This window comes from Paenibacillus sp. FSL P2-0173 (assembly GCF_038008045.1).
Taxonomy (GTDB): domain Bacteria; phylum Bacillota; class Bacilli; order Paenibacillales; family Paenibacillaceae; genus Paenibacillus; species Paenibacillus polymyxa_B.
Window position 1 is genome coordinate 1,069,878 of record NZ_JBBOYK010000002.1, and the last position, 14,425, is coordinate 1,084,302.

General features: G+C 48.5%; 14 protein-coding genes. 1 reads left to right on the forward strand and 13 read right to left on the reverse strand.

Annotation, left to right across the window (positions count from 1 at the left end; genetic code table 11):
* Nucleotides 1-119: 119 nt before the first annotated feature.
* The 12 genes from MKX30_RS15275 to MKX30_RS15330 all read right to left on the reverse strand — a co-directional run bounded on the left by MKX30_RS15275 (nt 120) and on the right by MKX30_RS15330 (nt 13,369).
* Complete coding sequence (locus tag MKX30_RS15275; protein WP_068938662.1) at nt 120-1,097, reverse strand: LCP family glycopolymer transferase; 978 nt, start codon at nt 1,095-1,097, stop codon at nt 120-122.
* Between the two features lie 14 nt (nt 1,098-1,111).
* A complete protein-coding gene (locus MKX30_RS15280) occupies nt 1,112-2,452 on the reverse strand; it encodes a UDP-glucose dehydrogenase family protein (RefSeq protein WP_076264381.1) in 1,341 nt (446 codons plus the stop codon).
* A gap of 51 nt (nt 2,453-2,503) precedes the next feature.
* Complete coding sequence (locus MKX30_RS15285; protein ID WP_341062957.1) at nt 2,504-3,313, reverse strand: WecB/TagA/CpsF family glycosyltransferase; 810 nt, start codon at nt 3,311-3,313, stop codon at nt 2,504-2,506.
* On the reverse strand, nt 3,291-4,532 hold the full coding sequence (locus MKX30_RS15290) for a glycosyltransferase family 4 protein (RefSeq protein ID WP_341062958.1): 1,242 nt from the start codon (nt 4,530-4,532) through the stop codon (nt 3,291-3,293). The genes MKX30_RS15285 and MKX30_RS15290 overlap by 23 nt, the downstream gene beginning before the upstream one ends.
* On the reverse strand, nt 4,529-5,761 hold the full coding sequence (locus tag MKX30_RS15295) for a glycosyltransferase family 4 protein (RefSeq protein ID WP_341063011.1): 1,233 nt from the start codon (nt 5,759-5,761) through the stop codon (nt 4,529-4,531). The genes MKX30_RS15290 and MKX30_RS15295 overlap by 4 nt, the downstream gene beginning before the upstream one ends.
* Before the next feature lie 751 nt (nt 5,762-6,512).
* Nucleotides 6,513-7,775 (reverse strand): hypothetical protein, encoded by a 1,263-nt coding sequence (locus MKX30_RS15300; protein WP_340858924.1) that lies wholly within the window; start codon nt 7,773-7,775, stop codon nt 6,513-6,515.
* A complete protein-coding gene (locus MKX30_RS15305; RefSeq protein WP_023987437.1) occupies nt 7,762-9,105 on the reverse strand; it encodes a flippase in 1,344 nt (447 codons plus the stop codon). The genes MKX30_RS15300 and MKX30_RS15305 overlap by 14 nt, the downstream gene beginning before the upstream one ends.
* A 77-nt stretch (nt 9,106-9,182) precedes the next feature.
* Nucleotides 9,183-10,172, reverse strand: coding sequence for a GDP-mannose 4,6-dehydratase (gene gmd / locus MKX30_RS15310; protein ID WP_023987436.1), 990 nt, complete (start codon nt 10,170-10,172; stop codon nt 9,183-9,185).
* 21 nt (nt 10,173-10,193) lie between these two features.
* Nucleotides 10,194-11,132: a GDP-L-fucose synthase gene (gene fcl / locus MKX30_RS15315; RefSeq protein WP_023987435.1), complete on the reverse strand. Its 939-nt coding sequence runs from the start codon at nt 11,130-11,132 to the stop codon at nt 10,194-10,196.
* A 36-nt stretch (nt 11,133-11,168) separates the two neighbouring features.
* Nucleotides 11,169-11,867: a sugar transferase gene (locus MKX30_RS15320; RefSeq protein WP_023987434.1), complete on the reverse strand. Its 699-nt coding sequence runs from the start codon at nt 11,865-11,867 to the stop codon at nt 11,169-11,171.
* A gap of 85 nt (nt 11,868-11,952) precedes the next feature.
* Nucleotides 11,953-12,639 carry a CpsD/CapB family tyrosine-protein kinase gene (locus MKX30_RS15325; RefSeq protein ID WP_023987433.1) on the reverse strand — a complete coding sequence of 229 codons (687 nt, stop codon included), beginning with the start codon at nt 12,637-12,639 and terminating at the stop codon, nt 11,953-11,955.
* Complete coding sequence (locus MKX30_RS15330; protein WP_023987432.1) at nt 12,620-13,369, reverse strand: YveK family protein; 750 nt, start codon at nt 13,367-13,369, stop codon at nt 12,620-12,622. Before MKX30_RS15330 ends, MKX30_RS15325 begins: the two co-directional genes overlap by 20 nt.
* Before the next feature lie 327 nt (nt 13,370-13,696).
* Between MKX30_RS15330 and MKX30_RS15335 the strand changes: the two genes are divergently transcribed.
* On the forward strand, nt 13,697-14,065 hold the full coding sequence (locus MKX30_RS15335) for a helix-turn-helix domain-containing protein (protein ID WP_023987431.1): 369 nt from the start codon (nt 13,697-13,699) through the stop codon (nt 14,063-14,065).
* 53 nt (nt 14,066-14,118) lie between these two features.
* On the opposite strand, the gene MKX30_RS15340 is transcribed toward MKX30_RS15335, so the two are convergent.
* A complete protein-coding gene (locus MKX30_RS15340; protein ID WP_071559043.1) occupies nt 14,119-14,301 on the reverse strand; it encodes a hypothetical protein in 183 nt (60 codons plus the stop codon).
* Nucleotides 14,302-14,425: the final 124 nt, after the last annotated feature.

The window sequence follows — 14,425 nt, forward strand, 5'->3', positions numbered from 1 at the left end:
CCTCTGTTGGACTATACCGAATTCTCTACAGATGTATGTGGGACAAGCCTTTTTTAGAAGACTTTATAAGAAAATAACGGGTGACCTCCCAATAGGGCACCCGTCTACATAAGGCTTACCTAAGGCGATATGGCCTCGGTAAGCATGTGCTTCTCCAGCACTCCATGGATACGCTGGCGTTCCTGCTCATCCACAATGTAATAATACACACCGTTGATTTTACGCCCATGTCCCTTCAGCTCAACGGTATCCGTCTGCTTGAGGGACGGACCGATCCGGGTCAGGAAGGTGGTCATATCGTCAAAGGTAATGTCTGTGCGAATCTGCTCCCCCGCTGCCTCCAGTATCGGTTTTACCCTCAACAGCCCTTCCTTGCTGATGGACTGGGCAAGAATTTGCTTGAGTAGCTCCCGCTGGCGAGCATTTCTTCCGAGATCCCCACGTGGATCATCAAAACGCATACGGGCGTAGGCCAACGCCTCAGCCCCGTTCAAGTTCAAATTACCCTGCGCAAAATGATGGCCCTCATATTGAAAATCAAGTGGGTTATGAACCTCGACTCCCCCCACAAGGTCCACCATTTTCGCAAACCCTTCCATGTTCATCTGTACATAGTAATCTATCGGATGGTTCAAAAAATGCTCTACCGTACGGATCGACATATCCACGCCCCCAAAAGCAAAAGCGTGATTGATTTTGTCCTCACGCCCCCTGCCGATCAACTCTGTTCGCGTATCACGTGGGATGTTGAACATCAACATAGAGCCTTCGGCAGGGTTAACAGACAAGACGATCATCGTATCCGATCGTCCTGGATCGTGAGGCCGCCGATCTACGCCCAGTACCAGCACGGTGAACGGCTTGAACTGGGAGATGGCTGCCGGATTGGGTGTACTTGATCCAGAGTCTGTATCTACGGATCGCCCTGCTCCGCCCGTTGCAAGGGTAGAAACCGACCCAGGCTGCACGATGCTGCGCGGATGATACATCGCATTCGCCGCTGTTTTAAAGGAATGATACACATAAGCGGTGTAGGCAGTAGCCCCTACGACCAATAACGCCGCAGCCCCCAATGTCATCTTCAGCCATCGTTTCATATGCAGCCTCCCCTTTACGGATTTACTACAGACTGATAACGATCTACATCCAGATTGTTCATCTGTGGCCTACCGACAGAATAGTATGCAAAGGGGGATTGTCTGATTTGCTCCTCGCTGTACACATTGCGTCCGTCGATCATAATAGGATATTTCATAAGCTCATTCAGCTCACCCAGCCCGATTTCACCAAACTCCTCCCATTCCGTCAATAGACACAGTGCGTCGCATCCCTCTGCTGCTTCCCGTGCGCTTTCTGCCCACGTTACTTCCGAGCTGTCCAGCAGTCTGCGGAAGTTAGCGGTAGCGATCGGGTCATATGCACGAATTTGCGCCCCTGCCTCCAGCAGCGACTGCATAATATCCAGCGCCGGGGCATCTCTTACATCATCTGTATTCGGTTTAAAGGCCAGCCCCCATATGCCAATCGTGGCTCCTTCCAGATCACCCAGCGCCTCTTTTAGCTTACGAATCACGTTAAAACGTTGCCCCTGATTCACTTCCACCACAGATTTCAGCAGCTTGAATTCATAGTCCACGTTGCCAGCAATTTGGATCAGAGCTTGTGTATCCTTGGGAAAACAGGAACCCCCATAGCCGATACCAGCAGACAAAAAGGAGGAACCGATCCGCTGATCCAGCCCCATACCGTGTGCCACGCGTGTAACGTCTGCGCCCACCTTTTCACAAATATTTGCAATCTCATTAATAAACGAAATTTTGGTCGCCAAAAAAGCATTCGACGCGTACTTGATCATCTCCGCCGAACGGATATCCGTGGTTACGATATTTGTCGTCAACGGTTCGTGCAGTGTAGTCAGCACAGTGGACACATGCGGATCGGAAGCTCCGATGATGATTCGATCTGGCTGTAGGGTGTCTATGACTGCTGAACCTTCACGTAAAAATTCGGGAACCGAAGCCACACCAAACGGATAATTTGTGCGGCTCGCAATCCAATTTTGAATACGTTCGTTCGTTCCGACAGGCACCGTGCTTTTGGTGACAATTATTTTGTAGCCATTCATGGCGTCTGCCACCTCGCAGGCGGCTTCTTCAATATAGGACAGGTTCGCTTCTCCGCCTGGCAGCGAAGGTGTGCCGACCGCCAAAATAACAATTTCAGCTGCCTCCACCGAAGCTGCCGTATCTGTTGTAAAGCTTAGTCGACCTTGTTCTACATTATCTTTAATTAGAGCCTTTAATCCCGGTTCATAAATCGGCACCCCACCTGCACGCAGCTCATGAATTTTGTCCTCATTCTGATCTACACAGACGACGGTATTCCCGAGTGCGGCAAAGCAGACCCCCGACACCAGCCCGACATACCCTGCACCAATTACACATAGCTTCAAAGCAACTCCCCCTTTTACATGCTGTCTCATTGCATCCTGCTTTTACCGACTTCACTTCTCTATATCTCTTCCTGCAAGCCGATTATGATAAAGCGTAAGCCGTTTGTTTTGCCGATAAGATTTTAGAAAACGGTATACATACATCGGATTGTTATAGGCATACCTCTTCCATAATCGCTTCGGTTCGCAGATCAGACGATACAGCCACTCCAGCCCCAGCTTTTGTATCGCTAGTGGCGGTCTACGAACCTTTCCAGTGATATAGTCAAAGGCCGCCCCTACTCCAATCATCACGCCATGAATGCGGTCTTTGTTTCGATGCATCCATATTTCCTGCTTCGGGCAGCCTAAGCTGACGAATATGATATGCGCGCCGGACGCATTGATTTCATCAATGATCCGCTCCTCCTCATCTGGGTGAAGCTCACGAAATGGTGGTGAAAAGCTGCCCGCGATGCGGATTCCGGGGGAATCCTGTTCTACTCTTTCTTTTAAGCTATCCAGCGTATCCGGCGTACTGCCGTAAAAATATATACTCACCTTCGTCTGTGGCGCACGTTCGCACAACTTGAGCATCAGACTGGGACCATCTACCCGATCCTGACGCTCAAATCCGTACAGCTTAAGCGCCCATACCAACGGCATACCATCCGGAGTACACAAATCGGCTTGAGTGAGCGCTTTGTGGAACTCGGAATGATTCCCGGCTGTGACAATGGAATGTGTGTTGCAAATACATACATAGCCGTCCTTTCGTTCGACTGCCCATTGTTCCAGCATGTGTACCGTCTCCTGAAACGTAAGTGCTGCAATATCTGCATCCGCAATCCTTCCGACTCTATATTGGGGCAGCTGTTTCATAATCACGCTCCTCCATCGCCTCGCTATATATCGCCATCAGCTGCTTTACATTCACTTCTTCCGTATAGCGTGCAGCATAATTTTCCGACACCTTCTGTCTCATAGCTGCATAGTTTTCATAGGCTACTGCACAGCGAATCACAGTCTTTATATTTTCCAAATCATCATGTTGAAAATGGAAACCCGTCACCCCGTCCTCCACGACTTCCTCCAGTGCGCCGAGCCGGCTGCATAATACCGGGGTTCCAACAGAAAAAGACTCTACAATGGTCATGGGAAATCCTTCATACCAAATGGAAGGCACCATGACATACATGGCTCGGCTCATGCAATCCAGTACCGTGTCTCCATCCTGCTTACCGAGAAACCGAACATCTTCCTGCGGATAAGCAGCGGCCAATTCAGCCTTTTCCGGACCATCCCCAATGATGACCAGTCTAAATCCCCCCCGATCTTCCAACTGTGACCAGGCTTGCAGCAGATTGCGAACCCCTTTTTCAGCAGAAATCCGCCCCACGAACAACAAATAACGATCATTCGGGTCATACTGGGTTTTCACTTTTTTATGATGGATAAAATTCGGCTTTACGGCGATACGATCCAGCGGAATACCGCTTTCGGCAAATTTGTCCCGTGCAAACTCCGTCAGCGCAATATAGCGACTTACCTTGTGCTGCCATGTGCCGATCAGATCGTTGAACTTAATCATCGCCGCCACCGGAATCGTCTGAAGCTGTGAACCTCGATAGCATCCATGACGGATGGAGTGCAGCAGCGTGCCGTGCAGGCATTTTTCACAAACCTTATTCCCTCGCATAAAGGTTGCCGCCGGACAAATCAGCCTGTAATTATGCAGTGTCTGGACAACCGGAATCCCCAGCCGTTCACAAGCATGATAGACCGAAGGAGATATAACTGGGAAAAAATTATGCACATGCACCACATCCGGCTTCACCTGTGAAAGCAGCTTCTTAATTCTTTTGAATTCCGGCAGGGACCATGCCGCCTCTACTGCCAGCTTTGCCATGTTCGCTAGCCCTCTGCTTTGAATGCTGTCGTTGTGCACATAGTAATGCTCTGTCTCTATTCCTCTGGAACGCAGCATAGCCGATTCTTGCTCGACAACCTTGTCTTCTCCCCCGCTTTGCTGATAAAAGTTATGGATGATCAGCACCTTGCTTACAGGAGGGTTCATCTGTCTGCTGACCTGTTGGCTCACGTGGCTGCCCCTCTTTCCTGCGTTGATTGCATAACGCGGTTAGAATTCCCGGGCTTGATCCCTTGATGGCTTACTATTTCATCCGCAATGCGATCCCACGACATACGCTCGACCGTAAGGAAGGCCTTCTCCGCCATACTTCGTCTCAGCTCAGCATTATCCAGCAAAGCGCCTATCCGACCAGACCATTCCTCTTCTGAAAAGCTTCTCAGCATCACTCCGCTCACTCCGTCCTCAATCAAGGTAACCGAGCCCCCGTTTACCGAAGAGATAATCGGGACGCGAAACAGCATGCTTTCCAGCAGCACCATACCAAAAATATCGTATTGGGTCGGAAACAGCATCACATCCGCCGCTCCATAAACCTGCCACAGATGACGTTGCTCCACTCTTGAAAAATGTATAATACTGTCCGTTATTCCCAGTTCATGAGCATATGTCCAATAGCGGTCTGTGTCCGTCTTCCGTCCATTCCCCACCATTAACAAAAGGCAGCTAGGATGCTTTTGGAGTACCCTTTTGAACGTACTCAGCATAAAACGTATATTTCTCCGTTCCTCCAGTACACCAACATACAGTAGCACCGGACGATCTCCGATTCGACGCAGCTCATTCGCGACCTCACGGTTTTCCTCACGTTCTCCGCTTATGTCTTCACTGTTGTTACTGGTGTCACTGTCGAATGCTCTCTCTACTTTACTGCGATCCAGTCCGACTCCAATCGTAACCACGTTGTCAAAACCTTTATTCTCCAAATAGCACTTGGCCAGATCGGATTTGACATAGGTACGGCGTAGAGATTTTGCTACCTTCGGCAGCAGCATAATATCGTACAGTTTGCGGATCAGCGCGTGCGTGTTATCCCGGTATGGGCCGTGATACAACGCCAGCTTATCAGGGCATTTGCGGGAAAGCAGATAGGTCATGATCTGGTTGTATTCTGTAGTAATGACCAGACCATAAGCATCCAGAAAAGAATCTTTGAGAACATCTCTGTAGATGCTGTTGCTTAAGAACTTAAACCCGTGGAGCCAGATAATACGCAGGGTGCATCCTTCGTGACGGTAGACCTGTTCCAGATGGGTTTCCTTACGATCGTTGTAGTAAACAATATCGCAATCATAGCCTTTTCGAACGAGTGCTTTGCCCAAACCGACTTCCTGTAAATTGTATGAGTCCCCGTTCACCTTGCTAGCAAAATTGCGGAGATACAATATTTTTTGAATCATCATCAGGGCTCCTGCCATTTCATATTGGGTGAGTTATGGCGGCGGGGTTTAGAGACCGCTGCGCACTCCATTTGATCTTCCGATCGCTGTTGCAGTGGGATTCCTGGATATATAAAACACTCTGAGGTAAGAATCCCACTGCAAAGGCGAACGCTAGCGCTTCTTCAGATTCAAATGGACCGCTCCGCTGCTGACCGCCGGGTCCATAAAGTCACCCCATTTTAAAAAAAGGGAATGCTGGCATGAAGTGCCCCCGCTGCGCAGATATACGCGAGCGAATGCATGCAGCCGTTGACCGCGCGCTACCTTGTATACCGATCACATTAGCGATAAACGATTGAACAGCATAGAGCTACTACCGCCGGGTTAACCAAGCAAGACACCTTAACTAGGATTGATTGCTGCCTGCTAAAAGATTGATATCCACTGAACGCTGTCACTTTGACAGAGAACGGTACAGAGCATTAATTATGCCGAGATGCGTACCAGGCGAGAAGTTCGCGGCGATAGGGCGAAGCTATCGCCAGGCGGCTTTTACCTTCCCCACCTTATGGGCTGGGGGAAATTCTTTTTGGCGGCGGTGGGTAGCGGAGGGTAAGGATTTGAATCTGAAGAAGCGAAGCGGTCGCCTTTGACGAGGGATTCCGCCCTCTGTAGGGCTTTATTCAAACAAAGGAATCCCACGTCAACAGCGATCGGAAGATCAAACCCGTCCCGAAGCGGCCTTCCATCCACAATAGTTGCTCCAGGATCAAACCCGCCCCGAAGCGGCCTTTCCCCTCCAACTTGAATGTTCACGCTGCCTTTCCTCCATCATCTGCATATTAAAATGGTCTGCCCCTTTGAGCTGGGCAGCTGCCATATCCGCCACTAAAGTCACACTCGATTCCATCGGCACAAAGCGGTATTTGTAGGCCGTAAGCCGATGATCGGTTTCGTGAAATAAAATATCCTGAGCGTAATTCCCCCATCGGTCCTTGGGCATCAAATCAATGGTCATGCCAGCATGCGCAGAGGGCAGCAGCATATTAGAGCCGTGGATGCCGATCACTAATCGGCTGGCTGCGTATACCTCGCAGACCCGCAGCTCACTTTCCCGGTCAAAGCGTGTGACACGCTCATCAGAAATCCATGCCGGGAAGCTCCCGGTACGCCCAAGTCCAGCGACTGTAAAACGATGATCTGGGAAGCTTTCTCTCAGCCTGCGGAACAGTCGTATGATTTTACTGCGCTGATGATAAATTAGCGGTTTTAGCCCACGCTTGAGCTGCGGAAATTTCTGTACCGCTCTTGCGATATGATGGCTGCCGCTCCACAAGCGATCTTCCCTCCATACGAAGGTAATGCGCGGCTCCGACTCACGCCTCTCGTCATAGCGGGAGACACCTGTAAACTGCTCAATATCAAACTGATTGGGATGTGAATATGCCGGGCTGACATACACCTCATCAAAGCGCATCAGTTCCTCAATCATCCGATGATGTAACACAGGATAAAAGTTTCGTGCCCTGCTGAACGGCACATCAACCGTCCAAATTTCAGACACATATGCTGGCACCATCCATTCCAGCGACTTTTGCACAATGACGATGATGCCCAGGTCCGGCGATTGCTCGTATTCGCGTTGCACATTGAGCAGCTTGAGCAAAGCATGGCCATACAAATAATCCATTGTGTTGATGATAATCACACGTGTAGAAGCTTTCATTTTATGCACAGTCATGCCGACTGCTAAGTCATAGGAAGGATTCATCAACGATTGCCGCAAAGGCTCTCCGAGCCATTTTCTCGACTTCGCATCACCTGTCAGAATATAGTCAGGCATTTCTACACGATAAGGTGAATACGTGGCATGACCGACCCTCATGTCCTCGAGATATTCGCGTCCGCACCCCTCACACGCAGTGCTGACACATACATGGATTCCCTGCCACAGCACCTCTCCACCACGTACCTTACTTCCACAATGCGGGCACTGTTCCTCATGCCGAACAAACGGTTTAATGGGTATCATGATTGTTCTCTCCAACTTTCGGTACTGTAATATGAACACGCCAGAAGGTCAGGATGGACTTCATCATCCAACCCAAATTAGATTTAACTTCCTTAAATAGCAAATCTAATAGAAATACAGATATCGTAAAGGACAAGATCGTCGCCACTAACGACCCTCGGACACCAAGCAACGGGATTAGCGCGTAATTGAAAGCGATATTCGTGACCGCCCCCACCACCGAGGTCAGCAGCGTGTATCTGAACAAATTTTCATTGGTAATAAACAAGCTTTTAGCAACACTGAAGTTAGTGAAAAACAGACGAATCGCAAACAGAGACAACAGCGAACCTGCTTCGGTAAATTCTTTCCCATACAGCACAACCACTACCCATTGGGATAGAAAAAATAAAGGTACCGAGGTCACAAGAAAGCATATAAACATCAGGCGATACACCGTAGACAATGTCTGTCTGTATTCGTCGCTTCCTTTCTGCTTGGAGCGGGTTACTACTGGAGCATAGGCCGTTGTCAGAACAACCGGAATGAAGCCCAGCACTTCGATGAGTCGGAGTGCAACGGAGTATTGCCCAACCGCAGCGTTCCCCAGCAGTTCACCGATAATGACTTGATCGATCCGTGCCTGTACATATACAGCGGAAGATGACAGTATAAGCGGCCAGCTGTGATTCATAATTCGCCGAGCTGTGGCTAAGCGGAACGTCCATCGCTTCACACGTCGTCCTTCCTTACGGAAGAAATACAGCAGCAGCAGGCTCCCCAATAGAAACTCTCCATGAGCACACAACGCCACCACCCATATCGGAACACCGGACAACAACAGAATGATTTTGATGGTGGAGCCGAGAACAAAGGCGGTATTCTTGGCAACGACCGTGTATTTGGACAGCATCTGCGCACGAAACCAGTAGTCGATGATATCAAACAATTGAAATACCGAGGCCGTAGCCAAGATCAGATTGATCAACCGCACCGAACTGTCTTCCGGTCTGAGCAGTGAAATGAAGGAATAGGACAGTACAATGGCTATCAGAGTACCTACCAATTTCAGCAGAACCGCCGTACCCAATAGCTCATGCTCATCCTTGGGGTCTTTGACAAGATCGCGTACTAATATAGAATCAAAGCCAAGGGTCGTGAAAATCAGAAACATCCCGAAAAAGGATTCCGCATAATTCCACTTTCCCAGTTCCTCTGGTCCCAACACTCTCGCCATGATGATGCTGACTGCCAGGCCGAACACCATGCGAATCATTTTGTCACCGAACAGCCATGATGTATTCACCAGCAAACTTCTGCGCGGTTTGGCGCGTTTTTCGACTAATGTCATAGGTTTTACTCCATCTTGAAAAATGACCTTGCGTACAGCGAAGAGACCCCCGCCCAGGCGGATGGCCTCTCCATCTCTTACACGACGACAGAAGCTTCAACTGCAGCCTGCCTTTTTACCCGCTCCAAGTCTGTATCCACCATCATATGAATGAGCTGCTCGAAGCCTACTTCCAATCGCCAGCCCAGCTTTTCTTTCGCCTTGGCACAATCGCCGAGCAATAGATCTACCTCTGCCGGACGGACAAATTGAGGATCGATCACGACGTAATCCTCATAATTTAGGCCTACATGGGAAAAGGCAATTTGCAGCAGTTCACGCACAGAATGCATTTCTCCCGTGGAAATGACGTAATCATCCGGTTGATCCTGCTGAAGCATCAGCCACATCGCCTTTACATAATCCCCTGCAAAACCCCAGTCTCGCAGTGAATCCAAATTTCCCATGCGCAGCTCCTGCTGCAACCCCAGCTTGATACGAGCTACCGCATCCGACACCTTACGCGTTACAAATTCCAGTCCTCGGCGTGGGGATTCGTGATTGAACAAAATGCCAGAGCAAGCAAACATATTAAAGCTTTCGCGATAGTTCACTGTAATCCAATGGCCGTATACTTTGGCGACACCGTAGGGACTACGTGGGTAAAACGGAGTCGTTTCTGTCTGCGGTGTCTCCAGCACCTTACCGAACATCTCGCTGCTTGACGCCTGATAAAAGCGCGCTTCCGGTTTGGCAATTCGAACCGCCTCCAGCATATTGGTGACAGACAGCGCTGTAATCTGACCTGTAGCCAACGGCTGCGGCCATGAGGCCGCTACGAAGGATTGAGCAGCCAAGTTGTAGACCTCATCCGGGTCGGACTGACGGACGGCTTCGATCAATGAAGCCAGATCGGTCATATCACCGGAAAGCCAGTGGATGTCATTCTGGATATGCGCTACATTTTCAAAGTTCGGTGTGCTGGTTCGTCTGCGCACCCCGTACACCTCATAATCCTTGGACAGCAGCAACTCAGCCAGATAGGACCCGTCTTGTCCGGTAATCCCTGTGATCAGCGCTTTTTTCATTCCCATTCCCCCACCGTTTTTTTATTGTTCAACCAGATCCAGACCTTGAAATGCCTGATACACAGACTTTAATCCCTCTTCTAGTGAAATACGCGCCGACCAACCCAGCTCGGAAATTCGGGATACATCTACCAACTTACGCGGCGTTCCATCAGGAGCGGAGGTGTTAAAGGTAATTTCTCCCTCATAGTCGACTACATTCTTCACTCGTTCAGCCAGCTCACGAATAGAGATATCCTCACCTACGCCGATATTTACAATTTCATTTCCCTCATAATTGTTCATCAGGAACAGACAGGCTTCAGCCAAATCATCAGAATGAAGAAATTCTCGCCGCGGCGTACCTGAGCCCCATACTTCGACAGTCGGAGATTGATTCAGCTTGGCTTCATGAAACTTGCGGATGAGCGCAGGCAGCACATGAGAGGTCTGGAGATCAAAGTTGTCGCCCGGACCGTATAAATTCGTCGGCATCACAGAAATAAACCGGGTTCCATACTGACGGTTGTAAGACTGACACATTTTAATCCCGGCAATTTTAGCAATTGCATAGGCCTCATTAGTAGGCTCCAGTTCACCTGTAAGCAGATATTCTTCCCGCAACGGCTGCGGAGCAAATTTAGGATAGATACAAGTAGAGCCGAGGAATAACAGCTTGCCTACATTCGCCCGGTATGCCGCATCAATCACATTCGTTTGTATAAGCAGATTGTCACGGATAAAATCAGCCGGATATTCGTTATTCGCCAAAATCCCACCAACCTTGGCCGCTGCCAGAAATACATAATCCACAGGCTCTGTTTCAAAAAAATGATCTACTGCCTCTTTATTGCGTAGATCCAGCTCACGGCTTGTGCGAGTAATAATATGACGGTAACCCGCATCCTGAAGCGCTCGGACAATAGCGGAACCCACCAGTCCGTTATGCCCTGCTACATATATGTTGGAATGAAGATCCATACTTATCCCCTACCTTCTTCGTGAAAATGAAAGACTTTAATACGCATCCTTGGAGCCTAGCAGCACACGAAATGTTTTCAGCATAATGATCATATCTGTGCGGAAACTGCGTCTGGATATGTACTCCAAATCCAGTTCTACCATCTGGTTAAAGCTTAGATGATTACGACCGCTGATCTGCCATAGACCAGTGCAGCCCGGTGTAACCGTCAGACGCAGCTTATCCCTCACTGTGTAATCATGGACTTCTCTTGGCAATGGGGGTCTGGGTCCTACCAGACTCATCTGCCCACGTAGTACATTGAACAGTTGTGGCAGCTCGTCGATGCTCGTTCTGCGAAGAAAGCGACCCACACGGGTAATTCGGGGATCGTCCCGCATTTTGAACATCGCACCCTCAATTTCATTTTCCACCAGCAGTGCAGACAATCTGGCTTCGGCATCAGACACCATAGAACGAAATTTGATCATGCGAAACGGCCGCTCGTTTTTTCCAATACGTACTTGATAAAATATTGCACTTCCTTTTGGGTCCTCCAGCTTAATCAGCAAAATGACAAGCAGAAATACCGGGCATAGCACGATGATTCCAATGAAAGACAATATAATATCCATGCTTCGCTTCACGAACGGGTATACGTTCCATCCTTGCCGCCGTTCAAGCCCATGAGCAACCGAATAAACATCCACTGACGCGCCCAGCACTTCGGCCTCGTTCGAGCGGGAAGAAGACACGTCTCATCACCTCGCTCCTTATTGATAAGTATTATTTATACATTGTTAAAAGAATTTTATATACTATCATTTTCCTCCTTTTTATTCATGTCAGATTGCGTTCCTCCATCCCCCGCTCGGCGCGGGTATTCGAACGCTTCACATTATTAAGTACTACACCCAGAATGCGCGCCTTTACTCTTTCCAAATTCGCTTTTGCTTTCTTGACGATATCCTTTTTGACTTTCCCTGCCTGCACCACCAGAATGACTCCGTCACACATAGCGCTTATAATTAAGCCATCCGGAAAGGACAGCAACGGCGGCGTATCCATTAAGATCACGTCATAATGTTCTTTTAGGTCAACCAGCAGAGCATTCATTCTGCGGGAACTGAGCATCTCGGACGGATTGGGCGGGTTCGGTCCGGCTGTAATTGCATGCAGATGGTCAATCCCGGTTTCCTGAACCACATCCTGCCATGCCTGTTGATTGGCAAGCACCCGTGTCAGCCCCGTGTGATTACGCAAACCAAACATATGGTGCAAAGAGGAACGACGCAGATCCATATCCATAATCAGCACCTTTTTCCCCTCTTGCGCATAGGTTACAGCCAAATTGCTAATCGTGACCGTTCTACCTTCACCCGCCTGAGCGGACGCCACCATCATAACCTCAATCGGCTCGTCTATAGAAGAAAACTGGATGTTAGTACGAAGCATGCGGTACTCCTCCGAAACGGAAGACTGAGCATGTAGGGATGTAACGAGCTGATTATTGATTAATCGCGGCATATTGCCCTTCACCTACCTGTTTAGGAGTTGTAGTGGAGCTGTCGGAGCGTTTATCTTCTTTTTTCATTTTCGTAATCAGGGATAGGGTAGGCAGACCGAGTTCTTTTTCAATATCCTCTTCATTCTTAAATGTATCATCCAGTACCTCCAGCAAAAACGCCAAGCCTATTCCCAACAATAAAGAGGTGGCAAAAGCAATAAATATCTGTATAGCGGGATTACTGTTCACGGGAACTGCTGGATCATTCAGACTGGCTTCGCTTAGGATGGTGACATTGTCCATTTTCATGATAGAGGGGATTTGCCGTTTGAATACTTTGGCTACCGCATTGACGGTTTTCACAGCCTTCGTATACGATAAATCGCGGATTGTTACATCCATGACCTGTGAATCACCTGCGGTGTTCACTCTTAATTTTGACGCCAAAGCTGACGGAGTGACCTTAAGGTCGGGGAAGCTGGCGACCACCTGATCCATAATCGCCGAGGAGATCATAATTTGCTTATAGGAGTTCGTTAAGGCTATATTCGTTTGAACTACACTGTAATCAACGACACCTGCACGATCCGGTCGTGGCGTCTGGTTGATAATGAGCTTTGCGGTAGCTTCGTAAATCTGCGGGGTAAAATATACATTTTTTATGCCCACTACAGTACATACCAGCAATACGATGCTACCAATCAACCACATTCTTTTACGGATCAAACGGATGTACTCTTTCAACTGCACAAGACCAGTCCTCCCTGATTGACTTGTTTTCGATGCAATAACGCTTGTACTGATCCTCTGCATAACGGGGAAAAGAACGATGCATGACCCTCTAATCTATAGTAAAATGTTGTATAATAGCGCATAGAAGGTCCAGCCAGCGAATAAGCACAAAATGCTCAATCATCGGTGGCCTCTTAGGGTATATAAACGAAGACATAAGTGAAAACTATGAAATAAAGATACGTTATGTAACTTACATAACTAATTTATGATACAAAACGTATCTTGTCAAGCGTAAAATTGCTTTTTTACCTTTCTTAACCTTGCCTTCAGGAGGAAAAACAGATGAATTATGGCACCCGCATCGCTGAATTACGAGAACATAAGGGATTAAAACAAGAGGAACTAGCGCAATCCCTCGGAATTACGCGGGCAGCTCTTTCTCACTATGAAAAAAATAGGCGCAAGCCAGATTTTGAGATCCTGACCAAGCTCGCTGATATTTTTGGGGTAACGATTGACTACTTGGTGGGACGTACGAGCCATCCGGCGGCAATATTGGATTCAGATGTGAGGGAATTTGTGGACCAGCTTGAACTGTCCGACGAGGATATTCTGCGACGTTTCAACCTGACCATTGACGGACGCACCTTGTCTGAGGAAGAAGCCAAACGTTTTATTGCATTTGTCCGAATGGAACGAATGATGGAATAAAGAACGCGGCCGACTGCCTTACGTCTCAATCAAGTAAGACCAGCCGTTGGAATTTACACGCGCTTGTCCTTCCGGTATGTGGTTTCATCAGCGTCGCTTTCTAGCCATTCTGGTATCGTGATACCACATTGGAGCAAGATGTCCCGGATGTCCAAGTGGATGGCAGCTTTGTCTGCTTTCTGTACGTTGTTTCGAAAAAGAGGGTTGTTCACCCCTAATTCTGTCTCCTTGTTCATTCAGCACTAACCTCGCTTTATTATTCTTGGTCACCGGAAAGAGATTTCCCACAAACCATGTATGTATAGTCATGAACAAAACTATTATATATGAATACATACCTGCAATGTTGTCGTCTTATGA